Source organism: Streptomyces sp. NBC_01384, from assembly GCF_045040035.1.
Lineage (GTDB): Bacteria > Actinomycetota > Actinomycetes > Streptomycetales > Streptomycetaceae > Streptomyces.
In genome coordinates this window covers 9,031,889-9,056,497 of record NZ_CP109559.1, presented here as the reverse complement: position 1 = coordinate 9,056,497, position 24,609 = coordinate 9,031,889, and the positions used below count along the sequence as shown (strand labels likewise).

The window sequence follows — 24,609 nt, the reverse complement described above, 5'->3', positions numbered from 1 at the left end:
TGTGAGGTCGTGTTCTACGTCTCTGCTGTCCGTCCAAGAGGCACTTCGGGGGGCGGGAGTCCGACACGCGAAGTGGGCCTCGGAGACGACTCGCCCCGCAGCGGGGTGGGAGGCACTGACCAGGACAGAACTGGCAGTTACCCGTCTGATCGGCTCCGGGCTCACGAACCGGGCCGTCGCAGACAACCTGGGTCTGTCGCCGAACACGATCGGCACGCACGTCCGGTCGATCTTCGCCAAGCTGGGCATTCACTCGCGCGTACAACTGGCGAACGCTCTCCACAGACGGGGAGCCGAGTTGTCGGGTCGGAGTCCGACGCCCCCGGGAACTCCGGATTGAACCGACCGCACTTGGATCAGGCGGAGCGGTCGCAGAGTTCGTCGACGTACGTGCGCGCATCCGCCTTGGGCAGCGTCCAGGGCAGGAAGACGACCCGGTAGATGATGGGGGCCACCACCCGGTCGATCAACTCGTCGCCGCTGAATGTGCTGCCAGGCCGGGCGGCGAATTCGGCTGCCTCTGCCCGCTGGTCGCGCAGGCAGTCCGATCCGCCGACTGAAGGGCCACTGAACGTCCTGAAGATCCTCTTCAGCGCCTGGCACGACCGGTCGGGCAAGGTAGAGGGCATGCGTGTGCTGGTGATGGACGACGACGCCCGTCTCGTGGAGCTGCTCCAACAGGGCCTACGGGCAGAGGGTTTCGCGGTGGACGCCGCGAGTGACAGCCTTGACGGTCTTGCCAAGGCAGCGGCCGACAACTACGACGTGATCATTCTCGATGTCATGATGCCCGGCCTGAACGGCTACAAGGTGTGCGCCCACCTGCGGTCGATCGGCGACAACACCCCGATCCTGATGCTGACGGCGAAAGACGGTGAGTACGACGAAGCGGAAGGACTGGAAACCGGGGCCGACGACTACCTGACGAAGCCCTTCTCCTTCGTCGTCCTCACCGCTCGGCTGCACGCCCTGATACGCCGCGCGCGCCCGGAGCGGCAGATCGTCCAGCACTTCGGAGACCTGGAGATCGACACAGGAGCCCGCCGCTGCCGCCGCGCGGGTAGGGACATCGCCCTCACTCCTCGGGAGTTCGACGTCCTGACGCTGCTCGCGGCAACGCCGGACATCGCCATCAGCAAGGCCGCCATCCTGGACCGGGTCTGGGACAGCGCGTACGAGGGCGGCCCGAACATCGTGGAGGTCTACGTCAGTGCTCTTCGCCGGAAAATCGACCGGCCCTTCGGCCGGGCCAGTATCGAAACCGTGCCCGGCGGGGCCTACCGGCTCCGCTCCGACGGAGCCTGACCGCGGACGCAGCCGACGCCTGTGGCTGCGGCCGCAGACCGTGCGCGTCCGTGCCACCGCCGCCGTCGCACTCGTCGCCAGCCTTGCCCTCGCCGCCTGCTCGGTGGTCCTGCTCTACGCCGTCCACACCAACCTGGTCACCTCCGCCCAGAACGCGGCTCGTGACCACGTCGACAAGGCAGCCCACCAACTCGGGTCAGGAACACCTCCGGCCGACGTACAGGCCGCTCTGCCGGACATCATCCTGGACACCGCGCCCCCCGCCGGCTCATCGTCCACCGCATCAGCAGACCAGGGTGCCAGTGCCAGTGTGGGAACGCCCACGGGGCCGATCCTGGTGCAGGCTTTTCCGAACCGTGCTCCCGCGCATACCGCCGTCATCACTCTGACCTGGGCCCTGGTCCCCTGTACCGCCCTGCTGGTCCTGCTGGTCGCCTACCTGACGTGGTACGCCATGGGCCGGGCGCTGCGACCGGTGGAGAACATCCGTGCCGAGTTCGCCGACATCACCGCCCACAGTCTCCAGCGGCGCGTCCCCGTCCCCGACTCCGACGACGAAGTCGCATCGCTGGCGGAGACGATGAACGGCACTCTCGATCAACTCCAGCGTGCCGTCGGACGGTTGCGGACCTTCACCTCGGACGCCTCGCACGAACTGCGCGGCCCCCTCACCACCCTGAAGGCCCGTCTTGAGCTGGCCCTGGCCCGTCCCGACCGGGCTGAATGGACCGCGGTCGGCAACGAAGCCCTGCGCGACACCACACGTCTTGAGGACATCGTCACCGATCTACTGCTCCTTGCCCGCCTGGACGCCCGCCAGCCCCTGAAACTCCAACCCCTGCGCGTCACCGACCTCTTGCGACGGACCCTCGCCGAGCGCTATCCCCGTCAACCGGTCGTCCTCGTCACGGACTCCGACCCCGACGAGGCGATCCTGGGCAGCCCTACGGCACTCGCCCGCCTCTTCACCAACCTCCTCGACAACGCGCTGCGCCACGCACACAGCACGGTGACCGTGGAAGTGCGCCACACCGAACATGAGGTGGTCGTCGAGGTGAGCGACGACGGTCCGGGCATCCCCGAACCTGACCGAGAGAGGGTCTTCGACCGCTTCACGCGTCTGGACAACGCCCGTACCCCCAGCGAGGGCGGCACCGGTCTTGGCCTCGCCATCGCCCGTGACATCGCGACCGCCCACGGGGGGACGCTCACCGCCGAACCACCTCGGACCACCGACGGGGGTGCCCGTCTGCTCCTGATCATCGCCAGGCAAGACCAACCGCGCAGCCACGTCGCGGCCGCGCGCCTGAAGATCGGACGCGCGTGAGGGCGTGTGAGTGGGCGCCGTGCTCAAGGCTCCCGTGGCGTCGAGAGTCGAGAGAGGTGTTCTGCGCTCCTTACGGCCCCGCGGTCCGGAGAACGCTCCATCACCCATTCATGTGAGAGACAAGCGGCCGATTGATCATCGACGCTGGATCCAGAACCGGTGCCCGCGCGAAGCCGGACACGGCTGGACGGGCACCCTGGTAAACACTTGTGGCCGCCCGCGGGGCTGGAACGGCACCCAAGTGTGACCGCGTGCCTCCGGTACCCGGACCGGGGACCCAGGCACGCTCCAGTGAGAGATGGATCCGATGGAAGGGGCAGCTCCGATGGCGCTGAACTACTCCCTGGCGTCGACCAGAAAGGTGACCGCCGCCAACGGAATCGAGTACGCGTACCGTGAGGTCGGCGAGGGCGGAGTGCCCCTGGTTCTGTCGGTGCACTTCAGGGGCAACCTCGACAACTGGACCCGGCGCTGGTGAACGCGCGGTGGGCTGCGGGGTCGGCGCTGCTTTTGACGGGCCCGGCGGTGTGCTGGTGAGCGCAGGCGACAGTGGAGTCCACCGCGACGATCCAGCCGAGGTCGCCTTCAGTGTCGGCCTGGGTCGGCAGAGCGGGCCGGTCCGGTATTTGAACGTGATCGCGTTGACCTGCCCGGCATCGACCCGCTCGCCATGCGGCTGGTGTTCACGCTCCACCGGGCGGTCAACATGGTGGTCTACGACCTCGAATCCACCGTGCACCGGCCACGCGGCTGGTCGTGGCCCGGGTTCCGCGTGCTGTTCGCGATCTGGCTGTCCGCCCCGGTCGAGGCGAAGAAGGTCGCGGAGCTGTCCGGCATGAGCCGGGCGGCCGTGTCGGCACCGGTGAACACGCTGGAGCGGGACGGCCTGGTGCGGAAGGAGCGCGCGGCCTACGACGGACGCGCCGTGGGACTCTCGCTCACCGATTCAGGCCAGGAGGCGATCACGTCCGCGTTCCTCGCCCACAACAAGCGGGAGCAGGAGTGGGCGGGCGCCCTCAGCGAGGACGAGACCCGCACGCTGATCGAGCTACCGGGCAAGCTGACCGCCCACTCCGTCGACTTCGACGCCAGGCATCGGGCCTGAGACATCAGGTGCTGAAGGGGATCTTCAGGACGTTCAGCGGATCTTCAGCCGGCAGGGGCGAGGGTTGCCTCGTACTCGATCCCGAGGGAACCGGGGCCGGACGTGTGCCGGTACCCCCTGTGTCCCTCCACCTGCGAAGGAGTTGATCACATGAAGGTGCGTAGGAACAGCATCTCGCGTCGTCGGGGTGCCGTGATGGCCGGCGCACTGGCCGTACTGCTCGCCTCGGGCGGGGTTGCCGCTGCGGCCTCGACCGGCAGCAGTACCACCAAACACGGCGGCGTCACGGTCTCCGAGGTGCCCGGCAACCCGCACCCGCACCACATCAAGCCGGGCACCGCCAAGAAGCTGCGAGACCTCCCGGTCGTCGAGGGCGGCCCCGTCACGGCCGAGAAGCCGTCCGTCGTCGAGGTGCCCGGCGCGAAGCCGAAGGGCTGGGATCTCGGCGAGGCCACGCCGGTGAAGGATGCCCCCGTCGTCGTCGGTGGCGAAGGCAACACCACACTGCGCTAGCCGCACAGCGACAGGGCAGAGGTGGGGCTGCCGCGTCGCAACCACGAAACGCCCGGCCGGAGACGTCCGGCCGGGCGTTTTGCATGACATCTGCATGACGTGCAGCGGCGGCTGCGATGCAGCGTGCTTGGTACCGTGACGGCCGTAGCCTGTCCGGTGCCGGAGTGTACCGGGAGCTCGCGGCCGAGCTGAGTCTGGACGCCGAGGCGGTGGCGGCCGCGTTCGCCTCGCCACCACGGTCGCCGACATCGCGGCAGCGGCCGAGGTCGCACCCCGCACGGTCCCCCTGTACTTCCGCTCCAAACAAGACATCGCGCTCAGCCGGTTCACCGAATCGATGGACCAGCTGACCGCCCGGTTGCGCGACCGCGAGCCCCACGACACAGCCATGGAAATCCTGGGCCGATGGCTACGGACCGAAGGACAGGACGACGAGACCAACAGGCTCGAACACCGCATGGTTCGCAGCCGACCCGAACTGCGCGCCTCCCGCATGACCGCCACCATCGACGCAGCCGTGAAAGCCCTCGCCGAAGAACTCGGCGCCGCTCCCGACGACATCGGTCCCCGCATCGCGACCGCCCTGGCATTCCTTGAAGCCGGGATGCCGCTCTCAAAGGCCCGGGACGTGATGCCGGGTCAACACAGGCGCGGAGCCAGGCACACGGGGTGCCCGGCTCCGCGTCTTCTTCGTCACAGCTGCCCGCCGGCAAACGGCCACGGCACCCGGCCGCAGCCATCGCGAGACGTCGTCAGTCCGGACGCACCGGGCCGGCGGCCAGCTCGTCCAGCCCGGGGAACGGATTGTCCGGCCGGTGCTTGCGATACACGATGTCGACGAACGACACCGGCGCCCACTTCGACGGCTGCTCGTCGATCTGATGGACCACCTGCGCATGGATGTTGTTCCGCAGATCCAGATACGGAAACGCCTCGTGCGCCGCGTCCAGTACCGCCCGGTCCACCTCCTCGACACCGAAAGCGAACATGTCGGCACCGATACCGAAATGCGCGAGAGCGCCGAGCAGATGCTTGTGGGGCGCGATCCCCGCCGAGGTGTGCAGCGCCACCGCATCCCAGATCTGGTCGGCGGCGACATCGGACAGCCCGTGCTCCCGGGCGAATCGAGCGGCCCGGAATGCACCGTCCACCTCGAACCGGTTCGGACCCTGCCCCGCGTCGGTCAGACCGATGTCGTGCAGCACTGTGGCGAGAAAGAGCGTCTCGTCGTCGTAGTCCTCCCCGGCAACGAGGTTCCTGGCGGTGGCGATACTACGAGCATAGAAGTAGCTGCGGACAGTGTGGTTGAGCAGCCATTCCGGGGAGTGCTCGGCAGTGAAGGCGACAGCGGCCTCCGTAGCGGCCGTACGCGGCCACCCTCCGATCTCCTCCGGCAGATTCTCGAGCACGCTCACTTGACCTCAGCCTCCAGCGCCAGGTGCTCGGCGATGACCGCCTCGGCCGGCCGCAGCTCACCCACGACGTTGGTCTGCTCGAAGTAGGTGTACCAGCCGGAGCTCTCGACACCGCTCAGGAACACGTCAGCCACTTCTCTCGAAGGGGCCTGCCAGACCGCAAACCACTCGTAGGACGCGGAATGCGCGGCCGGTTCCACCCTGCCCCAGCCGAGCGTCACGAATCCGATTTCCGCGAGCTGCTTCATGGCTTCCTGAATCCCTGTGAACAGGTCGTTCCGCGCCTCCTCGTCGGCGGCGAAGAACGCGGGCTTCGGTGTCCACGTCTCGACGACTACGTACATATTGCGCATCTCCTCACTAATCGTGATCGGCGTGATGTGACCAGCCTAGAAAGACCGAGGCCACCGTACGATGGCCAGATGGACAACAATCCCAAAGATCCGGCCACGGTTGCAGTGGTGGTGCAGCCGGGCTACGTCCTGTTGGACGTAGCCGTTCCCCAGCAGGTGTTCGGCCACTGGCCGGACTACGTGACCGCCTGCTGGCCTGGCGGCGCCCCCTACGAGCTGACCTTGGTGAGTGCGGTTCCCGCGGAAAACTCGCTGGTGCCCCGCGAGGTCGAGCCGCTCGACCGGCTGGACACGGCGGACACCGTGATCGTCGCCGGAGTGCAAGACCCCACCGAGTCTCCGGACGCCGAGCTGGTCGAACGGCTGCGTGACGCATACAACCGGGGCAGCCGGATGGTGTCGATCTGCACGGGCGCCTTCGCCCTGGCGGCGGCCGGGATCCTGGACGGCCGCAGCGCCACCACCCACTGGCACTGGGCCAGGCTGCTGCGAGACCGCCACCCGTCGGTCAGGGTCCGCGAAGCGGAGCTCTACGTCGAGGACACTGGCGTCTTCACCTCCGCGGGTGTCCTCGCTGGAACCGACCTGTGCCTGCATCTCCTGCGGCTCGACCATGGCCAGGCCGCCGCGAACACGATGGCCCGCTTCCTGGTCAGCCCGCCGCATCGTGAAGGAGGACAGGCCCAGTTCATCGAGCACATCCCGCCCGGCGGCGACTCCGAGATCACCGAGGTGATCACCTGGATCCTGGAACACCTCGACGAGCCGCTCACCCTGGAGTCGGTCAGCCGGTACAGCCACATGAGCACACGAACCCTGCGCCGCAGATTCCGGGCCGTGACCGGAACGAGCGTCATGAACTGGGTGGCCATGCAACGCGTAGCCTGCGCGCGCGAGCTCCTCGAGACCACTCGCCTCGGCATCGACGACATCGCCCACCGGTGCGGCTTCGGCTCCGCGGAGTCATTGCGTATCCACTTCACCGCGATGACCAGGACCAGCCCGTCGAGATATCGCCGTACCTTCGCCGCCTGACTGCTGGCTTCCGTCTCCAAACAGAGAGCCGATACAGCCGCTCACTGCTCGCCGGCCGGGAGGCGTACGGCTGGCGCCTGATCACTCCGACGCCCACTCGCCCAGTACACCAGCTTCCGCGTCGCCGCCCACCTGGCCGCCGAAGAGATCGCGGCCTCCATCGGCACCGTCGGCGATGCCCTCGACAACGCCCTGATGGAATCGACCATCGGTCTGTACAAAATCGAGTTGATCAAGCCCCAGCGGCCCTGGAAAGCCCTCAGCGACGTCGAGTTGGCCACTGCCGAATGGGTCGACTGGTACAACTACCGCCGACTCCACGGTGAGACAGGACACGTCCCACCAGCCGAATACGAAACTATCTACTACCAACAACACCCAAACTCGCAGGTCACAGCCACAATCTAGAGTCTCTACCGAATCCGGAACGGTTCACACTGCCCGAGGTGGATGCGCGCACGTACGTCGACGAACTCTGCGACCGCTCGGTCTGATCCAAGTGCGGTCGGTTCAATCCGGAGTTCCCGGGGGCGTCGGACTCCGACCCGACAACTCGGCTCCCCGTCTGTGGAGTGCGTTCGCCAGTTGTACGCGTGAGTGAATGCCCAGCTTGGCGAAGATCGACCGGACGTGGATGCCGATCGTGTTCGGCGACAGACCCAGGTCGGCGGCGGCTCCGATGGTGAGCCCAGAGCCGATCAGACGGGTGACCGCCGGCTCGGTCCTGGTCAGTGCCTCCCACCCCGACCCGGGGCCTGGCGCTCCCGTCGCCCACTGTGCGCGTCGAACTCCCGCCCCGCGAAGGACCTCTTGGACGGACAGCATCGAAGCAGCCCACCACGACGAATTCGCCGTAGCCGAGCGCGCCGTCGACGCGCTGTTCGATGACCGGTCCGAGCCGCCCCAGTGGTGGACGAAGACCAGGGGCGGGCGCCGATTGCTGAGGGGGGCTGGGTTCCGGGGAGCCCCCCCACGGACGCTCAGGCGGCGGTACCGAGGGGGTTGAGGATGGCCATGCGCCAGGTGCCGTCCTGACCACGACGGGCGACATTGGCAGTGGTGCCGGTGGCCTTCTTCCGGTTGCCGTCGGGACCGGTGATCTCGAGGGTCCACTCCTCGCTGATAAACGCGATGTCGTCGCCGGCCACGATGCGCGACGGGCCGTTGGACAGCTGGGCGTTACCGGCGATCGACCCGGCCGTGTAGTCGCGCAGCGCCTGACCGGTGACGGTCTCACCGGTGACGGTACGCATGACGGCACCGGGCGCGAGCAGGCTCAGGACCTCGTCAAGATTCCCGGAATTCATGGCCGTCTCGAAGGCCGGGGGGAGCTGCGCCGGGTCGGTAATGGGAGTCGACATGGTCGTTCCTCTCAGAATTGGATGTTGTGCAGATCGTTGAAATAGCGGGTGCTGCGCCCCGTGTGTGAAGGTCCGTCAGGATGCTCCGCGGGCAGCAGCGCCGTGCTGGCCGCCGCCGCAGGTTCCACGCATGGGGGTGTGGGACCGTCAGGCATACCGGCGAAGGAAGCCGGCCAATGCCGGGTTGACGTGGTCGGGATGAGTGAGGTTCGGCGTGTGTCCGGCCCCGGTCACGGTGACCAGCTCCTGTGCACCGGGGATCTTCCCGGCCAGTGCCTGGCCCAACGGGTACGGGATCGGCTGGTCCGCGTCGCCATGGACGACCAGGGCCGGCACCGTGATCTCACCGAGCCGGCCGGTGATGTCGTCCACTCCCATCAGTACCTGCACCGCGTCGGCGAGCCGTTCACGCGGCTGCGCCCGCCACTTCGCCAGCCACTGATCGTGGATCGCGGGCTGTCCCAGCAGCATCCCCAGCAACACCGGGGCCACTGCCTCCGGACCCGCGCCGCGGAATCCCTCCGACACACCACGCATCTGCTCCAGCGCCTCGAACGGCCAGGAGACCGACGTCGTGTCGATCAGAGCCAGGGCCTTGACCCGCTCAGGCGCCAGCAAAGCGGCCCGCATCGACAGAAAGCCGCCCTGCGAATGCCCCACCAGCGTCGCCTGCCGCACGCCCAGGTGATCCAGCAGCCCGATCAAGTCGGCAGCCGAATCCCAGTAGGTGTAGGTCTTGCCGTCGTCCTCGGTCCGGCCGTGCAGCCGCTCGTCCCACACGACGACCCGGAAGTCCCCCGCCAGGACCGGGATCTGATGCACCCACATGTCACGGTCCATGAGGTTGCCGTGGCTGAAGACCACGACCGGGCCCTCACCACCACTGTCCTCGAAGTAGAGGCGGGCACCGTTGACGTCTGCGTACGGCATGGTTGTTTTCTCCTTTCCTCCCGGCCTCACCAGGCAGTCAGAGGCTTGACCGGAAGCGGATAACGCGCTGACTGCGTGCTTAAACAATGCGCGATGCGAGCAGCGCAGGCGAGGTGTGCAAGAGACGCGCCATGGTCGAAAATGGACTCACCGATCCGCTCAAGGCGTGCGCCTTGGAGAGCTCTTGGAGAGCCCTGGCTCGGCGCAGTCCCCGCCCCACGGCCCAGATGCCTCTGGCTGTCCGAGCGGTCGGGGCTGTCAGCGTTGCGTGGCACGGAAGGCCCCGGGAGTGGCACCCACCGTCCGCTCGAAGAACTTCCCGAAGTTGGTAGGCTCCGTGAAGCCCAGCATGCGCCCGACGGACGCGACAGGCAGGCCGGTATGTACCAGCAGCCGCTTGGCCTCCAGGGCGACACGGTCGTCGATGAGATCCTTCGCGGTACGGCCCGTAGCGGCCAGACAGGCTCGCGTAAGCGTCCGCGGCGAGTAACCGAGGTGCGCGGCGTACTCGGCAGCACGGCGCCTCGTGGCGAACGCGCGCTCCAGCTCGCCACGGAAGACCCGGAACACCTCGCCCCCCGCCGCAGGATTCCATTCACCGGGATGCGGCAGCCGGGCAATGCGTACCAGCAGCGCTGCAAGAAGCTGCCTCAGCAGCTCCACAGTGAGTTCCCCCTGCGAAGCGTCCCGTTCGGCCAGCGTGGCGTATTCCGCCGCTATCTCGGCCACCGCCACCGACATGGCCCGGTACTCCACCGCGGACAGTGAGAAAGCGGCAGGACTGAGCCCCTCGTCGATGACGGCCGCGCTGGCAGGCACCGGCGGTGGAAAGGCAGGCGTGAACACCACCAAGGTCGCATCGAGATCCGCAATGCCCCCCTGAGGATCCGCGGGGAAACGCTGCACCTGACCAGGACGCAAATGCAGCAGAGTCCCCGGAGCGCACGGGTAATCCACAAAGTCGATCAACGCGGTACCCTCGCCGCGGGTGACCAGGGTCAGCTGGTGGAAGTCCGGACGGCTGGGCGCCGCCGCGACAGACGGCAGCAGCCGCTCACGCAGCGTCGCGAAGGACAGAACCTCCAGCCCCAGCCGGGGCTGATCCGGGTTGTAATAGCTGACGTCGACAACATCCGGGCTTCCCATACCAGCCATCCACCGATGATCGCAGCTGCGGCTGACCACACCGGCGACGAGCTTCCTTCGTCTTGAAGCCACTGACCACGAGGCCGGCGCAAGCCTTTGCACGGCTGCCTTCCGCCTGCCGGTCGGCGGCCACGTCGGCACGGCGCACTCAACACCACATCGTGCCGCACCGGGAACACAGCCCACCCGTCCAAGACGCCGCTCTGCGTGGGTAACGATGCCGCCGATCACCATCATGGGAACCACCAGGGCCGAGCACGGCACCTCGGTGATCTGTGCGAGGGAGGCGCCGCCCAGGCTGTTGACGCAGATCACCGTGCCCGCACCCAGGCTGGCCGGCCACATGACCGGTATCAGTTTCCGCGGCGCGCGTCACGCAGCGGTCGGCGCCGCGCCCGCATCATGGACCTCGCTCGCTGGGACGCCCTATCCGACGGACGCACCCGCACCACCGCCGGCTACACCCCGACCTCACGTATAGCCGTGACGGGTCATGCCGCGTTTGCCAGGTAGTACGGGCTGACGTCGCACCGTTCGACGGGCCGGGCCTTGCGGCGGATGAGCCGGCAGCTCATCGGCCACTCTCCGATCGCCTCTCGCGCGACTGTCCGCCGTCGCTCTTCGGAGGATGGACAGGGCGATATGCCCGGTACCGGGCGACCCCACCGGTGAGGGCCGCCCCTGCGAGGGGTGCCACCAGATAGAGCCACAGATGTGACCAGTCCCCCGGCCGGTGGGCCCACAGAACGGGGCCGAACTGGCGGGCGGGATTGGCGGACCCGCCAGTGAGGGTGCCAAGGGCAATCATGACCACAGCGGAAGCGGCGGGGCGAGCCAGCGGGATCCAGCGCGTCCACGCGCGACGGGACATCAGCAGCAGAGTGACGGTGAGGACAGCGGCGGTAGACACGGCTTCGACGGTGAACAGCAAGGTCGGCGAGCAGGAAGGAGCGGGTTCAACCGCGGCGTAGGCCATCCGGTCCCCGAGGACCGGGCCCCACACGAGGCGGGCCAGGCCGGTTCCCGCCACGGAACCGGTGAGCTGGGCAGCGAAGTACGCCGGAACCCGGCGGCCGGGGAAGGCACTGGTCAGCCACAGGCCGAGGGTCACCGCCGGGTTGAGATGTCCGCCGGAACAACGGCCCAATGGAGCTGGAGAAGACTCCGCACTGTGATGGGCTTTTGAGGCGGCAGTGCGAGGTTCAGGGCCCAGTGGCTCCCTCCGCCAGGTCCTTGATGGTGTTGAGGCGGTGTTCCCACTGGGTGGCTAGGGTGTCCATCCACTGCGTTGTCCGCCTCAGCGGCTGCAGGTCGGCTTCGTAGCGGACTTCACGTCCGGCCCGGTGGGCGCGTACCAGTCCGGCGCGGTCGAGGACCGTCAGGTGTTTGGCCACGGCCTGCCGGGTAACGGGAAGGTCGGCTGCCAGGGATGTCGAGGTCGCGCCGCCTTCGCGGGCGAGGATGTCCAGCATCTTTCGGCGGATCGGGTCGGCCAGGGCGACCAAGACCTCCTCGGGGGCTTGTTCGCCCTGGGTGGTGCGGGTCATGCCGTGGTCTGTTCGCAGACCGCGCGCAACTGGTCGAGTTTGCCGGGCCAGTTCCGGCTGTTGGCGCGGTGCCGGTCGGTGGCCTCGCCAGCGGGCAGCCCGAGGTGCGCGAAGCCGCTCTCGACCATGGTGAGTCGGGTGCCTCCCGTGGAGTTGTCCTCGGTCAGGGTGAACTCGACCAGGGTGGCGTTGATGTCGTCCGGCTCTTCGCCGGCGGCGCCCTGGGACCATCGCCAGGACAAGACGCGTGGCGGCTCAACCGTCTCGATACGGGCGGGAATGACGCCGTGGACGCCATGGTCGAAGACCAGGAGACCGCCGGGGCGCAGGTCCATCTTCACCGGCTCGCCATTGCCGAACCAGCGGCCCAGGAAAGCGGGTTCGCTGAGCACGGACCAGACTCGTTCCACGGAGGCGTTGATCACGATGGCGCGTTCGATCGTGTCAGGGATCATTGCAACCTCATCTCATGCGGATGCGCTACCCAAAGGTTGCACATCCCCGCCCCATGTGCAACCAATCGGTTGCACATGGGGCGGGTGGTTGCCTGGGCACCCCACCAAGCCGCAAGAGCCCACCACCCATTCCGTTAGGAGTTCTTACTCGTCGGCCTTCGCCTGGGCGGCTCCGGGCCTTGACCCGGTCAAGGCCCACTCGCCACCGTGCCCCCTCTGTCATCACTGTCGGCGGCATCTCACCGCATACCGGACAACGCACCGCTCACGGAGAGGACACGGTGCACATCACCTATGTCACAGACGTAAGCGGCACCGCGAACAAGGTGCGGATAACACATGGTCCCGCTCGCGGAAGCCTGGCGCTCCGGCGCCGACACCTGGACCGCGGACCAGCGCCGCGACTTCGGCAACGACCTGAAGGACCCGCAGTTGCTGATTGCGTCGGAGTCGTCGAACAGCTCGAAGTCCGACTCCGGGCCGGCGGAGTGGGGGCCGACGAACAAGACCTTCTGGTGTACGAACGGGAAGGACTACACGCACATCAAGTCGGTGTGGAAGCTGACCACCACCGACGAGGAGAAGACGGCCCTGTCGTCGATGCTCGACACCTGCTCTGTTTGACGCAGCGAGCTGTCCGGCCGCGGAGTTCTGCCTTGTCGCGGTCGGCAGGCTCCCGGCCGACGCCGTCTGGTGGCGTGTTGGCCTCGGCTGAGGATCCTGCTGTGCGCCGAGGGCGCCCTGACGGTAACTGTGCTGACGCCGACCGGGCTTGCCTGCGTGCAGGGGTGGGCTCCTCCTGGTAGGAGGAGCCCACTTCATGGAATGTGTGAGGGGTTATTCCGTGCGCAGGCCCGCTGGGCGCATCATGCGCAGTAGCGGCGGCAGGCTGAGCAGCGTGACCATGCCGACCACGGCCGCGCCCACGCCGGTCATGGTGAGCACGCTCGCCCAGTCCATGGTCACCGGTGTACGGGTCATCTTCAGCAGTACTGCGCCGAGGGTGACGCCCACCGTCGTGGCCAGTACGAGACCGAGTCCGACCGGGAGGGCTGTCTGCCACAGGACGGAGAGGCTGAGTGTGTGGCGCCGGGTGCCGAGGGCGACCAGCGCGGAGAGTAGCTTCTTGCGTTCGCGCAGCTGTTCCAGCTGGGAGACCAGCAGGCTCGCTCCGATCAGTGCCAGCACGAAGGCGGAGCCGACGAACAGGCCGGTACGGATGGAGGTGTACTTGACGTCCTCCTGGGACGCCGACCAGCCGAAGGTTTGTGCCAGGGGGTCGATGCGGGCGGCGACGTTGCGTATGTACTCCCGTGAGTCCGGCACCGAGGGGTCCAGACGCAGGTAGACACCGTCCGAGAGCACCGCGGGCGCGGCCTTGTGGGGCAGGGCGGCGGGGGTGACCAGCAGACTGGTGTAGTCCTGCAGTGAGTCCTTACGCGCGTTCACCTCCCGAACGTTTGCCGGAACGGTCCAGGGCACTTCGAGGCCGCGTTCGGTGGCGTCGTCGTACGACGGGTCGATGTAGAGCTGCCGACCGGGCTTCACCAGGGCGATTTCGGATGCGTTGCCGGGGTCCGAGTAGCCGCTCCGCGTTCGCGTGATGAACACGTCACCGTCCTTGCAGGAGGGCAATGTGGCGAGTTCGCGCAGGGCGGCGCAGTTACCCACGGTCAGGCCGTTGCTGTTCTCCGGGTTGCGACGTGAGTCCCCGTACTGGGAGCGGGCCAGGGCCACCGCGGCCCGGACACCCTTGGTGCCGGTGAATTCGCGCTCGATGCCGGACAGCGGCTTGCGGCCGCTGAAGTCGACCTGCATCTGGACCCGGCTGGGGTCCTTGCCGGTGTTCTCGGTGTACTGGCTCTGCGTTCCCGTGAAGAGCATCTGCAGCGCGATGGCCCCGGCCACCGCCACGGCGATGCCGTTGACCATGCGGGCGGCAGTGCCGCTACTCAGCTGCAGCCGTCGCACGGCCAGCTGCCAGGACAGCGGGCCCTTGCCGAGCCGGACGACGACCGCCTCCACGACCCAGGGCAGCAGGGCGGTGATGCCGATCAGCAACATCAGGACGCCGCCGATGACGAGGTACTGGTTGAAGTTTCCGTTCTTGTGGCCTTGGCCGATCATCGGGTAGAGCATCCCGAGGCCGGCCAGAGTCGGCAGCAGCCGCCACCACAGCCGGCGGCGGCTCTGCTTGGCCGCGCGCACGACACCGAGGGGTTCGACGACCACGCCGCGCATCGCGAGCAGCGTGACCAGCACCGCGGCGACCGGCACCGCCACCGCGACCAGCGCGGCAAGCGCGGGAGTGGGGTCGAGGTAGCTGGGCCAGACGCTCACGCCCAGCAACTCGCCGGTGCCCAGCTTCTGGCGGCCGAGCAAGAAGAAGCCGGTGCCCACGGCCAGGCCGAGCAGGGCTCCGGCCAGCGCCTCGCCCGCCGCGATCCGCCGGGTCATCCCCCGGTCGGAGCCGACCAGGCGCAGCGCGGCGAGGCGGCGGTCGCGGCGTTCGCCGCCGAAGCGGACGGCGGCGGCGATGAACACGGCGACCGGCGTCAGCAGCACCACGAACACGACCAAGACCATGAGCAGCAGCACCGGGTCGGTCTTCTCGGGCGTCGCGTCCGGTTTGCCGAACTTGGCCAGCCGCGTCACCAGGGAGGAGTCCGTGAGCTTCAACCCCGAGGCGCCCGCGTAGTAAGTCAGTTCGTGCGAGCCGATCAGCCCGCTCTCGCCGATCGTGCCGGTGATCTTGTACGGCAGGCGCTCCCGCAGCAGTTTCGCGTCGTCCGAGTCCAGCAGGTCCTTGAGCGCGGGGGAGACCACCATCTCGCCCTTACCCGGGAAGCGGTCGACCCCTGGGGGCAGCGGCGCCCGCCTGCCCTCGGGTTCGACGAACCGGCCCTGGATGTCGTCGTCATGCCAGGTGGTGTCGGCGTCGGCGATCAGGAGAGTGTTGTCGGCCTTGGGCGGGACCGTGCGGGAGTACACGTTGGCGTAGCGGGCGTCCTCCACCTTGTTGCGGGAGGCGAACACGTTGGGTATCGCGGTGCACAACAGGAGCAGGGCCACGCCGAGGCCGACGCCGACCGCTGTCAGCGTCATTCGGACCCAGCCCTCGCGGCCGCCGGTGACGGCGAACCGGGCTCCCATGGCCAGGTCTCTGGACCACTGGCGCGGACTCATATGGCGCGCTCCATGTCCTGGGACTTGCCGTCGCGTACGACGATCTCGCGGTCGGAGTAGGCGGCCACCCGTGTCTCGTGGGTGACGAGGACGACGGCGGCGTTGGTGGAGCGGGCCGCGTCGGTGAGCAGGTCCATCACGCGCTCGCCGTTGTAGGAGTCGAGCGCGCCGGTCGGTTCGTCGGCGAACAGCACCCGGGGGCCGGTGACCAGCGCGCGGGCCACGGCGACGCGCTGGCCCTGGCCGCCGGAGACCTCGCCGGGCCGCTTGCCCTTCAGGTCGTCGACCTCCAGGCGTTCCATCCAGCCGAGCGCCGCCCGCTCGGCTTCCTTGCGGGAGGTGCCGTTCAGCCTGAGCGGCAGGGCGACGTTCTCCACGCAGGTCAGTTCCGGCACGAGCTGCCCGAACTGGAACACGAAGCCGAACTCGGAGCGGCGTAACGCGCCGCGCTGGGCGCCGCTCATCGTCGTCACCTCGCGCCCGTTGTAGGTGATCGACCCGGAGTCGGGCGGCAGGATGCCCGCGAGGCAGTGCAGCAGCGTCGACTTGCCGGAGCCGGAGGGGCCCATGACGGCGACGACCTCGCCGGGGTGGATGGAGAACTCGGCGCCGTCGAGGGCGTGGGTGTGCCCGTAGGTCTTGCGCAGGTCCTGCGCGGTGAGCAGGGAACCAGGGGGAGAAGTCGTCATCGGGCTACAGCCTCACGGAGTTTGTCGAGTCGGGCGGCGGTCAGCTCCAGCCAGCGCAGGTCCGCCTCCAGGTGGAAGAGGGCGTGGTCGCAGATCAGCTGGTCCGCCAGATCGCCCTTGCGCTTGCGGTCGGTCAGGATGCGCATGCTGCGCAGGTGCTCGGAGCGTTGGGTGTCCAGGATGTCGGCGGCGTCCCGGTGGGTGAGCAGCGCGAGGACGACTTTGGTGTAGAGGGCCGACTGGAGGTACTCCTCCGGCTTCTGCGGGGTCGCGAGCCACTGCTCTACGTCGGTGATGCCGGCGTCGGTGATCGCGTAGCGCTTGCGCTCCGGGCCGCCGCCGGCCTCGATCCCGTCGACCTCGACGAGGCCGTTCTTCAGCAGCCGGGACATCGTCGAGTAGACCTGGCCGTAGTGCAGCGGCCGGTCGTGACCGAACGTCTCGTCGAAGGCCCGCTTCAGGTCGTAACCGTGTCGCGGGCCGGACTCCAGGAGCCCCAAAAGGGTGTGACCGATGGACATGAGCACACTATACACACCGTGTATACGCCGCATGTATACGCCGAGTGTGTAGCTCATGGCGGGGCGTACGGCCGTGCAGGTGAGGGAGGGGAAGGCTCCCCTTGTCACGATTCCGAAACAGGCCGAGCCCGAACCGCCCGACCCATGGCAGGGCGCAGTAGACGGGCGGCTACGACCCGCCAGGCGGTGCTCCTTTGATGTTGGGGGCGCACTTGCGGGAGATCACCGGCAGGACGCGACGCTTGCGCAGCTCGCGCCGGTTGGGGTTGCTGTCGTAGCCCTTGTCGCCGCTCGAAGCTGCGGGCATCGGCCGGGACCGGCTGGTCATCGACCCGGGGCTCGGCTACTTCCTGGGCGCCAGTCTGGAACCGTCGTTGGCGACCCTGGCGGGTCTTCGTCGGTTGAAGGCCCGGTTCGGCGTGCCGGTCCTGGTCTCACCTTCCAGGAAGTCGTTTCTTCGCGCGCTCACCGGGAGCAGTCTTCCGGGGATCGGTCCGGCCAGCCTGGCGGCGGAACTGTACGCCGCGTGCCAAGGGGTGGACTACATCCGCACCCATGACGTTGCCGCCATCCGCGACGCGCTCATCGTCCTCAACGCCCTGGAAGCGACCAAGGAAGGTGCTCGATGAACCAGCGAGAGGCAATCGTCGCGGTGGTCCGGCGAGGCGAGCGGGTGCTCGTCATCCAGCGGGGACCAGGAGCCCGGCTGCCGGGGTACTGGGCTGTCCGCCGGCCCCAATCCCGACGCCCGCCTGTTCACCGGCCCGCGCGGCGGACGCATCTCCACCGCCGTCCTGCGCGACGCCACGCACTGGGACGACGCGGTCACCAAACTCGGCTACGAGCACCTGCGCCGCCACGACCTCCGGCACACCGGACTGACCTGGTTCGCCGACGCCGGAGTCCAAGTGCACGTCCTACGCAGGATCGCCGGCCACGGGTCACTGACCACCACCCAGCGCTACCTACATCCGGACGTACACAAGATCACAGCCGCCGGGGCCGCCCTCTCCGCCCACTTCAGCGTGCTGCGCGCACCGCGCTCGCTGTCGAGTCCGATCGTCGTGACACGCTGACCTCGGTCAAGGACGCCGGTCCCCAACTGGTCCCCAAGAATGATCAAGGGTCGGTTTCGGATGTCTCCGAAACCGACCCTGATCTGCGACTTCGCAAAGTCGGGACGACAGGATTTGAACCTGCGACCCCTTGACCCCCAGTCAAGTGCGCTACCAAGCTGCGCCACGTCCCGATGCGTTCACCCGCGGTTGCCCGCGTGATCGTGCAGGTGAACCCTACCGCACGTGCGGGGGACGCCCCACACACGAGGAGGTCAGCGGGCCGGGGTGCCCAGGTCGGACGCCGCGGTGCGCAGGGCGTCGGCCAGGCGGGCGGCGGGGTCGGGCAGCGGGTGCGGGAGGCGGGCCAGGACGAGGCGGCGGTTCTCCTGGGGGCCGCCGACCACGGAGAGGACGCGGACACCGGGGGGTGCGGCGGGGGCGAGGGCGGCGGGCACGGTGGTCAGACCGCAGCCGGCCGCGACCAGGTTCAGCTTGGCCAGCCAGTCGCGGGCGGTGTGCGCGATCTCGGGCCGTTCGTCGAGGCCGGGCCAGACCCCCATCAGTCTCTCGTCACCGGAGGAGGCGCCCGCGATCCAGCACTGTCCACGCAGGTCGGCTACGTCGACGGAGTCGCTCGCGGCGAGCGGATGGGAGGCGGGCACCGCGAGGCGCAGGCTGCGTTCGCTGAGCGTCTCCAGGGCCAGCGGGGGCGTCTGTGCGTCGAAGGGACGGAACGGCGGCTCCGAGGCGAGGAGGGCGAGATCCAGCGTGCCCGCCCGCAGCGCACGGACCAGGGCGGGTGTGCTGCCCTCCCGGGTGCTGACCGTGATCGCGGGGTGGCTCCGGCGCAGCGCGGCGACGGCCCGCGGCAGCAGCACGGCACCGGCGCTGGTGAACCAACCCAGCCGCACGGTCCCGGCCTCGGCGGGCAGCCCCGCGAGTTCGCGCGCGGTGGCATCGATCTCGTCGAGCACGGTCACGGCCCGGCGCAGCACGACATGCCCGGCGGCGGTCAGCCGCACCCCGTCGCGGCGCCGCTCCAAAAGCGGTGCCCGCGCGGCCCGTTCGAGCGAGGCGATCTGCCGGGACACCGCGGACTGGGTGTAGCCCAGCGCCGCGGCGGCGGAGGTGAGCGTGCCACGCTCGGCCACCTCACGGAAGACACGCAGCGCGACCAGTGAGACATCGGTGAAGTCCATGACTTTTATGCATACCAGAGATGAGTAACTTTCGTTGGACGCATGGCTGGGCCGCTCCTAGCGTGGAGGGCATGACAGTTGCACGCATCGCTCTCGTCACCGGTTCCAACCAGGGCCTCGGCCGCGCGCTCGTGGAGGGGCTGGCCACCCGGATGGGTCCGGACGATCTGGTTCTGCTCACTGGACGCCATGCCGGGCGGGTCGCGGACGCCGCCGCCCACGTCGCCGAGGCCCCCGGCACCAGGAGCCGGGTGGAGGGCCGGGTGCTCGACGTCACCGACGCCGACGCCGTGGCCCGGCTGGCCGCCGAACTGAAGGAGCAGTACGGCGGCGTGGACATCGTGGTGTCCAACGCGAGCGCCATGCTCACTCCCGACCGCTCGCAGTCCGCGCAGGCCGACGAGTTCATCGACGTCGCGAACGGGGGCGCACACGCGGTACTGCGCTCGTTCGTGCCTGTCCTGCGCCCCGGTGGGCGGCTGGTCGTGGTGGCCAGTTCGCTGGGCACGCTCGGCCATCTCGAACCCCGGCTCCAGCCCCTGTTCGACGGCGCCTCGCTCGACGAGGTGGAGAAGGCCGTCGAGTCCTGGCGCGCGGCCGTACACGCCGGTACCGCCGAGGAGCAGGGCTGGCCGCGCTGGATCAACGTGCCGTCCAAGGTGGCCCAGGTCGCCGCCGTACGAGCGGTGGCGGCCGAGCGCCGGGCAGCCGACCTGGCCCGGAACACGCTGGTCGCGGCGGCCTGTCCGGGCCTGGTCGACACTCCCCTGTCCCGGCCGTGGTTCACCGACTTCAGCGGGGCCCAGACCCCGGCGCGGGCCGCGGTCGCCGTGCTCGACCTGGTGCTGTCCGAGCAGGTCGAGCCGGCGACGTACGGGGAACTCGTGCGCTTCGGCGCAGTGGTGCCCTGGCACAAGGGGACACCGCCTCGCGAGCAGGACCGGCTGCTCTGCGATTAGCCGGTCAGCTACATCTTGCCGTCGGCGAGCTTCCCCTCCCGGTGCGACGTGCCCAGCGGGATGCTGTGCTGGAGGACGGGTGTACCGAAGACGGCCAGCTGGATCTGCAGGGTGCCGCTCAGGTCGAGGCCGCCGTAGAGGGCCCAGGAACCCGCCCCTTCGACGTCGGACTTCGTGTCGGAGCCGACCGGAGTGGTGGCCGTGACCGCGCCCACGGCCTCACCGCGCAGATAGGGGGTGAGGTCGGCCGTGACGCCCACGGTGCCGTACAGGCCGACGGTGGCCTGGGCGCCGAGGGCCGCCTTCACGCGCCCGGCGGTCGTGACGGACGTACGCACCGGGCTGCTGTCCATGTGCGACTCGTTGACCGGAGTCCAGCCCTTGGCCGTGCCAAAGGTGCCGCCCGCCTTGAAGTCGCCCTTGAGGTCCTGCTCGACGCCGACGGTGACGCTGCCGTCGCCGCTGATCTCGAAGTAGCAGGTCAGGTCGAGGTTCACGACGACGGGGATCGGGCCGACCTGGAGGACGGGGCACCTTGGTGACCTTGGCGAGGAGCCCGTCCGGGGCGCCGGTATGCGTGGAGCGAGCCCCGCGAGGAGCTCGCTCTCCTGCGCGCCGCCGCGCCGTCGGGAGCCTGCTTCCCCCTCCCGCCCCGTCCAGTGAGAGCGACCGGGTGCGGGCACCCTCATCTCCGGGTCTCGGGCCCCCAGTACTCCGGGCCGACGCCACGCCAGTCGATGAGCGGGGACACCGCGGCGGTCACAGGATCCACGTCGAGACCGGCTCGACGCAGGAACTCGGACAGATCCTCCAGGTTGTAGGCCAACCCGAGGTTCTCGCCGTGCACGCGGACTCGGCGGCCACCGGTGTCAGCCGGCGGAGCCACGATTACAGGCAACGGTTCGGACATGAATCCAGCCTCGCCTCTCCAGTCGCGGCCTGCATCCCGGCCGGGTGGCTCACATGACCACCGTTCGTCGCGATCGGATCGTCGGGGAAGTGTTCGTACGCCATGCATGGATTCAATCATGTGTTCGAATTCTCGCGCACGGGCCATCGCTGTGACCGTGGTCGGGTAGCCGGAGGGCATCGCTGGACCCCGGCCCCCTCACCGGAGGGCCGGCGCCGCAAGGGGCCCAGCTCCGCACAGTCGTAGATGCGGTGATTGATCTTGACGCCGTGGGAGTTGACGGCCCGCCAGGCCGCGGGCAGCAGCTCGAGGAAGTCGTCCCCGGCCAGGGCGAGCGGGACATAGCCTGCGCTCTCGATGAGACTGGCGTACTTCTGGTTCGGTATGAACGTGCGGCCGGGACTGCCGGGGTCCCTGAGTCCGTCGCGGTGCCTGTTTTGCCACTTGGCGACGAACCATTCGTCCAGAAGCTCCGGGATCGCCAGCATTGACCACATCGGTTCGTCCTCGACGCGTCGGCCGCGGCGCTCGGCGGTGCGGCCCAGGTGGCCCGGGAGGAACCGGGAGAACAGTGTGGCCACTAATTTGGGCCAGCGAACCAAGCCGCCCGACGCCGTCGGCACCGACGAACCCCACTCGGACGTCCGACGCGAACTCCCAGGCGGGTACCGCCTCCGCAAGCTCGCCCACGAACACCTCCCCACAGCCCTCGGCCCCACACTTCGAGGGTGGAACACCCAGCGAAGCTCCATGCTCCGGACGCGGAAGGCGTCACCCCAACGGGCGACAGCCCGCGTCAGGATGGTGAGACGCCCGCTCGCAGGATTCGCGCCGAAGCCGGCAGTTTCCGTCCAGCCATGCGGCGACGTCCGCGATGACCGCCGCGTCGACGTGCTGGGGTGCCATGTACCCGGCGGGTGTCGACGGTCCTGTCCCTGGGAAGAAGAGGTGGTCGTCGGCTTCGTGGATCTGGATGGTGACGTCCGGACGCCCGGTCAGCCCCTCTCGCCAGAGGGTCAAGTCGTGCTCGACGGTGACCTGGTAGTCGCGGCCGCCCTGGAGGATCAGCAGCGGCTTGTCCAGGGCGGCGGCGGTGGCAACCGGGTCATAGGAGCGCAGGTCCAGCCAGTACGAGGCAGGGAGGCCGAAGGGCAGGTCCTCTCGGGGCGTACGGGGTGACAGGGCGGCCTCGACGATCGCGGCCTGACGGGTGATCTCCGTCTCGTCCTCGTCGGATGCCGACGATCGTGGTCTTCCCGCACTTTCCCGGCCTTCCCGGACCCTGAGGGTGCGGGAAGGCCGTGTCTTTGTGATGGGCGGTCGTTAGGCCGATCGGAGTGCCGGGATGCGGCCGCTGCTGAAGATGACCGGACACGTGCGGGAAAGCGGGGTGGCGGGCATGGCCAGGCTGATGGCGACGGCGACGTGCACCGCCTTCTCCGGTGTGCTGGAGGGCAGTGGTGAGCGGGTCGGGCAGCGTGTCTTGCTGGAACGGGTGGGTTTTCTGGCCCAGTTGAGCCGGGAGCTGGCCGGTGCTCTGGTGGCCGCCCGGTGGGATGAGGATTCCCTGGATGTGCTGGCCGCCGGGGTGGACGAGCCGCGCCCGAAAAGCCTGGAAACCACAGGCACACACAGAGTTCCAGAGACGCTGCCCCGCCCGTGGAACGGGCTCAGACCCGCGGCCGGTTGATGAGCCCGGAGAGCACGATCACGCTCTCGGTGCGCTCGATGACCCTGGCCTCGCGCACCCGCTGGATGGCCCGTTCCAGATGCGGAATGTCCAGGGCCATCATGTGCACCATCGCGTCCGCGGCCCCTGAGACCGTGTAGGCCTCGACCACCTCCGGCACGGCCTCGAGGTCCCGCCGCAGCTCGGCGGGGGTCGGATTGCCCTTGCAGTACACCTCGACGAAGGCCTCGGTCCGCCAGCCCAGCGCCTGGGTGTCGACGAGCGCCGTGAAGCCACGGATGGTGCCGTCGGCCACCAGCCGGTCGAGGCGCCGCTTCGCCGCCGGTGCCGAGAGCCCGGCGGCCTTGCCGATCTCGGCGTACGTACTGCGCGCATTGCGCAGCACACACCGGACGATGGCCTCGTCGATGGCGTCCATGGCCACGCCCCTCACCCATTCCCCTAGCGCAAGAAACCCGTGCAAGACGCCTGTACAAGACATCTGTGCAAGACATCTGTGCAAGAAATCTCCGTAGTGGCGTCATTTTCGCAAGAAAACAGTTCCAGGGTGAAACAAACGGTGATTGATTGCACGAGCGCACCGTTCGTAGCATCCCCTGACATGCGCACAGTGCTCACTTCCCAGGAGGCCGCCGCCCTGGACGCGGTCGACGAAGCGGCCCTCGCCGCGCTGCTGCTCGACATACTGGCCGTGCCGAGCGTGACCGGGAGTGCGGCCGAGTCCGAACTGCAGCACCGACTCGCGCGGGAGCTCGGCCGGTTCGGCCCGGACGTCGACCTGTGGTCCATGGACCTGCCCGGCCTGCGCGCCGCGCCCGGCTTCCCTGGTACGGAGGTGCCGCGTGACGAGGCGTGGGGGCTGGTGGCGACGCTGCCGGGCGCCGGGGACGGCCCGACCGTGATCCTCCAGGGTCATGTGGACGTCGTACCGCCCGGTGACCTCGCACAGTGGGCGGGCGACCCCTTCGTGCCGAGGGTGCGCGGTGACGTCGTGCACGGCCGGGGCGCCTGCGACATGAAGGCCGGGGTCGTCGCCAACGTCGCCGCCCTCGCGGCGATCCGCGCGTCCGGGGTACGGCTGCGCGGCACCGTGGCGGGCCACTTCGTCGTCGGCGAGGAGGACGGCGGGATCGGGGCCTTCGGCACCCTGCACCGCGGCCACCGCGGCGACGCCTGCGTCATCTCCGAGCCGACCGGCGGCACGCTGGTCACCGCCAACGCGGGCGCCCTGACCTTCCGTATCACCGTGCCGGGCCGGTCCGCGCACGCGAGCACCCGTGACGCCGGAGTGAGCGCCATCGACGCCTACGGGCCGATCGCCGCCGCCCTCGCCCGGCTCGAGCTCGTCCGCAACAAGGAGCCGGATCCCTTGATGGCCGAGTACCCCATTCCGTACAGCGTGTCCGTGGGCATGTTGCAGGCCGGTGACTGGGCCAGCAGCGTGCCGGGTCTGCTCGTCGCCGACGGGCGGCTGGGGCTGCGGCTCGGCGAGGAACCGGTCGCGGCCCGCGCCGAGTTCGAACGCCGGATCGCCGAGGCGTGCGCGTCCGATCCCTGGCTGCGCGAGCATCCCGCGGTCGTCACCTGGCCCGGCGGCCAGTTCGCCAGCGGCCGGCTGCCCGCCGGACATCCGTTGCGCGAGGTGGTGGGCACGGCGCACGCGGACGCCACCGGTGCGCCCCGGGCCCGGGAACGCGGCGCCCCCTACGGAAGCGATCTGCGGCTGTACGCCGGGGCGGGCATACCGACACTCCAGTACGGCCCCGGGGATGTGCGCCTGGCCCACGGCCCCGACGAGCGGGTGTCGCTCGCGGAGACGGTCGCGGTCGCCCGCACGCTGGTCCTGACGACACTACGCACCGCAGGAACCGCGTAGCGCCGCACCGCAGGAACCGCACCACGGGG

The 24,609-nt window shown here is 68.9% G+C and carries 33 protein-coding genes, 1 tRNA gene and 1 pseudogene; 15 read left to right on the top strand and 20 right to left on the bottom strand.

Translation table 11 applies throughout. The annotated features are described in order from the left end of the window. Position 1 precedes the first annotated feature (1 nt). Positions 2-340 carry a response regulator transcription factor gene (locus OG747_RS41660; RefSeq protein WP_405884526.1) on the top strand — a complete coding sequence of 113 codons (339 nt, stop codon included), beginning with the start codon at positions 2-4 and terminating at the stop codon, positions 338-340. A 16-nt stretch (positions 341-356) separates the two neighbouring features. On the opposite strand, the gene OG747_RS41655 is transcribed toward OG747_RS41660, so the two are convergent. Then, positions 357-629, bottom strand: coding sequence for a hypothetical protein (locus OG747_RS41655; protein WP_405884525.1), 273 nt, complete (start codon positions 627-629; stop codon positions 357-359). On the opposite strand from OG747_RS41655, the gene OG747_RS41650 reads away from it, so the two are divergent. From OG747_RS41650 to OG747_RS41630, 5 genes are all read left to right on the top strand, one after another. Next, positions 628-1,305, top strand: coding sequence for a response regulator transcription factor (locus tag OG747_RS41650; RefSeq protein WP_405884524.1), 678 nt, complete (start codon positions 628-630; stop codon positions 1,303-1,305). The genes OG747_RS41655 and OG747_RS41650 overlap by 2 nt on opposite strands. A gap of 40 nt (positions 1,306-1,345) precedes the next feature. After that, positions 1,346-2,632 carry a sensor histidine kinase gene (locus OG747_RS41645; protein ID WP_405884523.1) on the top strand — a complete coding sequence of 429 codons (1,287 nt, stop codon included), beginning with the start codon at positions 1,346-1,348 and terminating at the stop codon, positions 2,630-2,632. Positions 2,633-2,957: 325 nt separating this feature from the next. After that, the gene (locus tag OG747_RS41640; protein ID WP_405884522.1) at positions 2,958-3,110 is read left to right on the top strand and encodes a hypothetical protein; all 153 of its coding nucleotides are present in this window, start codon (positions 2,958-2,960) and stop codon (positions 3,108-3,110) included. Between the two features lie 192 nt (positions 3,111-3,302). Further along, a complete protein-coding gene (locus OG747_RS41635; protein ID WP_405884521.1) occupies positions 3,303-3,737 on the top strand; it encodes a MarR family winged helix-turn-helix transcriptional regulator in 435 nt (144 codons plus the stop codon). 150 nt (positions 3,738-3,887) lie between these two features. Beyond that, a complete protein-coding gene (locus OG747_RS41630) occupies positions 3,888-4,250 on the top strand; it encodes a hypothetical protein (protein ID WP_405884520.1) in 363 nt (120 codons plus the stop codon). A 752-nt stretch (positions 4,251-5,002) separates the two neighbouring features. Here OG747_RS41630 and OG747_RS41625 read toward each other — a convergent pair. Together OG747_RS41625 and OG747_RS41620 are read right to left on the bottom strand one after the other, a co-directional pair. Further along, a complete protein-coding gene (locus OG747_RS41625) occupies positions 5,003-5,665 on the bottom strand; it encodes an HD domain-containing protein (protein ID WP_405884519.1) in 663 nt (220 codons plus the stop codon). Then, on the bottom strand, positions 5,662-6,009 hold the full coding sequence (locus OG747_RS41620) for a DUF6616 family protein (RefSeq protein ID WP_405884518.1): 348 nt from the start codon (positions 6,007-6,009) through the stop codon (positions 5,662-5,664). The genes OG747_RS41625 and OG747_RS41620 overlap by 4 nt, the downstream gene beginning before the upstream one ends. Before the next feature lie 78 nt (positions 6,010-6,087). Here OG747_RS41620 and OG747_RS41615 point away from each other — a divergent pair, with 78 nt between their 5' ends. Both OG747_RS41615 and OG747_RS41610 read left to right on the top strand, forming a co-directional pair. Further along, positions 6,088-7,053: a GlxA family transcriptional regulator gene (locus tag OG747_RS41615; RefSeq protein WP_405884517.1), complete on the top strand. Its 966-nt coding sequence runs from the start codon at positions 6,088-6,090 to the stop codon at positions 7,051-7,053. A 195-nt stretch (positions 7,054-7,248) separates the two neighbouring features. Beyond that, positions 7,249-7,461: an integrase core domain-containing protein gene (locus OG747_RS41610; RefSeq protein ID WP_405884516.1), complete on the top strand. Its 213-nt coding sequence runs from the start codon at positions 7,249-7,251 to the stop codon at positions 7,459-7,461. A 102-nt stretch (positions 7,462-7,563) separates the two neighbouring features. On the opposite strand, the gene OG747_RS41605 is transcribed toward OG747_RS41610, so the two are convergent. The 7 genes from OG747_RS41605 to OG747_RS41575 form a co-directional block, all read right to left on the bottom strand. Beyond that, entirely contained in the window at positions 7,564-7,878 is a 315-nt protein-coding gene (locus OG747_RS41605; RefSeq protein ID WP_405884515.1) for a response regulator transcription factor, read from the bottom strand. 155 nt (positions 7,879-8,033) lie between these two features. After that, positions 8,034-8,414, bottom strand: a complete 381-nt coding sequence (locus OG747_RS41600; protein WP_405884514.1) for a YybH family protein — start codon at positions 8,412-8,414, stop codon at positions 8,034-8,036. A gap of 147 nt (positions 8,415-8,561) precedes the next feature. Continuing rightward, entirely contained in the window at positions 8,562-9,344 is a 783-nt protein-coding gene (locus OG747_RS41595; RefSeq protein ID WP_405884513.1) for an alpha/beta fold hydrolase, read from the bottom strand. A gap of 258 nt (positions 9,345-9,602) precedes the next feature. Further along, on the bottom strand, positions 9,603-10,805 hold the full coding sequence (locus OG747_RS41590) for an AraC family transcriptional regulator (protein WP_405884512.1): 1,203 nt from the start codon (positions 10,803-10,805) through the stop codon (positions 9,603-9,605). Positions 10,806-11,061: 256 nt separating this feature from the next. Then, complete coding sequence (locus OG747_RS41585; RefSeq protein WP_405884511.1) at positions 11,062-11,637, bottom strand: MIP/aquaporin family protein; 576 nt, start codon at positions 11,635-11,637, stop codon at positions 11,062-11,064. Between the two features lie 55 nt (positions 11,638-11,692). After that, on the bottom strand, positions 11,693-12,037 hold the full coding sequence (locus OG747_RS41580) for an ArsR/SmtB family transcription factor (protein ID WP_405884510.1): 345 nt from the start codon (positions 12,035-12,037) through the stop codon (positions 11,693-11,695). Beyond that, entirely contained in the window at positions 12,034-12,492 is a 459-nt protein-coding gene (locus tag OG747_RS41575; RefSeq protein ID WP_405884509.1) for an SRPBCC domain-containing protein, read from the bottom strand. The genes OG747_RS41580 and OG747_RS41575 overlap by 4 nt, the downstream gene beginning before the upstream one ends. A gap of 339 nt (positions 12,493-12,831) precedes the next feature. On the opposite strand from OG747_RS41575, the gene OG747_RS41570 reads away from it, so the two are divergent. Continuing rightward, complete coding sequence (locus tag OG747_RS41570) at positions 12,832-13,116, top strand: DUF1524 domain-containing protein (RefSeq protein WP_405884508.1); 285 nt, start codon at positions 12,832-12,834, stop codon at positions 13,114-13,116. A 213-nt stretch (positions 13,117-13,329) separates the two neighbouring features. On the opposite strand, the gene OG747_RS41565 is transcribed toward OG747_RS41570, so the two are convergent. Genes OG747_RS41565 through OG747_RS41555 form a run of 3 tightly spaced genes read right to left on the bottom strand, consistent with a single transcriptional unit; the run spans position 13,330 to position 16,888 of the window. After that, positions 13,330-15,678 carry an ABC transporter permease gene (locus OG747_RS41565; RefSeq protein WP_405884507.1) on the bottom strand — a complete coding sequence of 783 codons (2,349 nt, stop codon included), beginning with the start codon at positions 15,676-15,678 and terminating at the stop codon, positions 13,330-13,332. After that, on the bottom strand, positions 15,675-16,367 hold the full coding sequence (locus OG747_RS41560; RefSeq protein ID WP_405884506.1) for an ABC transporter ATP-binding protein: 693 nt from the start codon (positions 16,365-16,367) through the stop codon (positions 15,675-15,677). The genes OG747_RS41565 and OG747_RS41560 overlap by 4 nt, the downstream gene beginning before the upstream one ends. After that, positions 16,364-16,888, bottom strand: a complete 525-nt coding sequence (locus tag OG747_RS41555; protein WP_189145873.1) for a PadR family transcriptional regulator — start codon at positions 16,886-16,888, stop codon at positions 16,364-16,366. The genes OG747_RS41560 and OG747_RS41555 overlap by 4 nt, the downstream gene beginning before the upstream one ends. Positions 16,889-17,169: 281 nt before the next feature. Between OG747_RS41555 and OG747_RS41550 the strand changes: the two genes are divergently transcribed. Both OG747_RS41550 and OG747_RS41545 read left to right on the top strand, forming a co-directional pair. After that, positions 17,170-17,517 carry a dihydropteroate synthase gene (locus OG747_RS41550; RefSeq protein ID WP_405884505.1) on the top strand — a complete coding sequence of 116 codons (348 nt, stop codon included), beginning with the start codon at positions 17,170-17,172 and terminating at the stop codon, positions 17,515-17,517. 93 nt (positions 17,518-17,610) lie between these two features. Continuing rightward, positions 17,611-17,964, top strand: a pseudogene (locus OG747_RS41545) (tyrosine-type recombinase/integrase); the annotation flags it as partial. A 99-nt stretch (positions 17,965-18,063) separates the two neighbouring features. On the opposite strand, the gene OG747_RS41540 reads toward OG747_RS41545, so the two are convergent. Together OG747_RS41540 and OG747_RS41535 are read right to left on the bottom strand one after the other, a co-directional pair. Further along, positions 18,064-18,137, bottom strand: a tRNA-Pro gene (locus OG747_RS41540). An 81-nt stretch (positions 18,138-18,218) separates the two neighbouring features. Beyond that, positions 18,219-19,145 (bottom strand): LysR family transcriptional regulator, encoded by a 927-nt coding sequence (locus OG747_RS41535; RefSeq protein ID WP_405884504.1) that lies wholly within the window; start codon positions 19,143-19,145, stop codon positions 18,219-18,221. A 71-nt stretch (positions 19,146-19,216) separates the two neighbouring features. Between OG747_RS41535 and OG747_RS41530 the strand changes: the two genes are divergently transcribed. Next, positions 19,217-20,104: an SDR family NAD(P)-dependent oxidoreductase gene (locus OG747_RS41530; protein ID WP_405884503.1), complete on the top strand. Its 888-nt coding sequence runs from the start codon at positions 19,217-19,219 to the stop codon at positions 20,102-20,104. Between the two features lie 8 nt (positions 20,105-20,112). Here OG747_RS41530 and OG747_RS41525 read toward each other — a convergent pair whose 3' ends face one another. From OG747_RS41525 to OG747_RS41510, 4 genes are all read right to left on the bottom strand, one after another. After that, positions 20,113-20,601: a hypothetical protein gene (locus OG747_RS41525; RefSeq protein WP_405884502.1), complete on the bottom strand. Its 489-nt coding sequence runs from the start codon at positions 20,599-20,601 to the stop codon at positions 20,113-20,115. A gap of 188 nt (positions 20,602-20,789) precedes the next feature. Continuing rightward, complete coding sequence (locus tag OG747_RS41520) at positions 20,790-21,014, bottom strand: hypothetical protein (RefSeq protein ID WP_405884501.1); 225 nt, start codon at positions 21,012-21,014, stop codon at positions 20,790-20,792. Between the two features lie 116 nt (positions 21,015-21,130). Then, positions 21,131-21,595: a hypothetical protein gene (locus OG747_RS41515; protein WP_405884500.1), complete on the bottom strand. Its 465-nt coding sequence runs from the start codon at positions 21,593-21,595 to the stop codon at positions 21,131-21,133. 190 nt (positions 21,596-21,785) lie between these two features. Then, positions 21,786-22,034, bottom strand: coding sequence for a hypothetical protein (locus OG747_RS41510; protein WP_405884499.1), 249 nt, complete (start codon positions 22,032-22,034; stop codon positions 21,786-21,788). A 3-nt stretch (positions 22,035-22,037) separates the two neighbouring features. Between OG747_RS41510 and OG747_RS41505 the strand changes: the two genes are divergently transcribed. Both OG747_RS41505 and OG747_RS41500 read left to right on the top strand, forming a co-directional pair. Next, positions 22,038-22,193 carry a hypothetical protein gene (locus tag OG747_RS41505; protein WP_405884498.1) on the top strand — a complete coding sequence of 52 codons (156 nt, stop codon included), beginning with the start codon at positions 22,038-22,040 and terminating at the stop codon, positions 22,191-22,193. Positions 22,194-22,359: 166 nt separating this feature from the next. Further along, positions 22,360-22,704, top strand: coding sequence for a hypothetical protein (locus tag OG747_RS41500; RefSeq protein WP_405884497.1), 345 nt, complete (start codon positions 22,360-22,362; stop codon positions 22,702-22,704). Here the strand turns inward: OG747_RS41500 and OG747_RS41495 are convergent. Continuing rightward, positions 22,685-23,122 (bottom strand): Lrp/AsnC family transcriptional regulator, encoded by a 438-nt coding sequence (locus OG747_RS41495; protein WP_405884496.1) that lies wholly within the window; start codon positions 23,120-23,122, stop codon positions 22,685-22,687. The genes OG747_RS41500 and OG747_RS41495 overlap by 20 nt on opposite strands. Positions 23,123-23,305: 183 nt before the next feature. Here OG747_RS41495 and OG747_RS41490 point away from each other — a divergent pair, with 183 nt between their 5' ends. Further along, on the top strand, positions 23,306-24,580 hold the full coding sequence (locus tag OG747_RS41490; protein ID WP_405884495.1) for an ArgE/DapE family deacylase: 1,275 nt from the start codon (positions 23,306-23,308) through the stop codon (positions 24,578-24,580). The last annotated feature ends 29 nt before the right edge of the window (positions 24,581-24,609 follow it).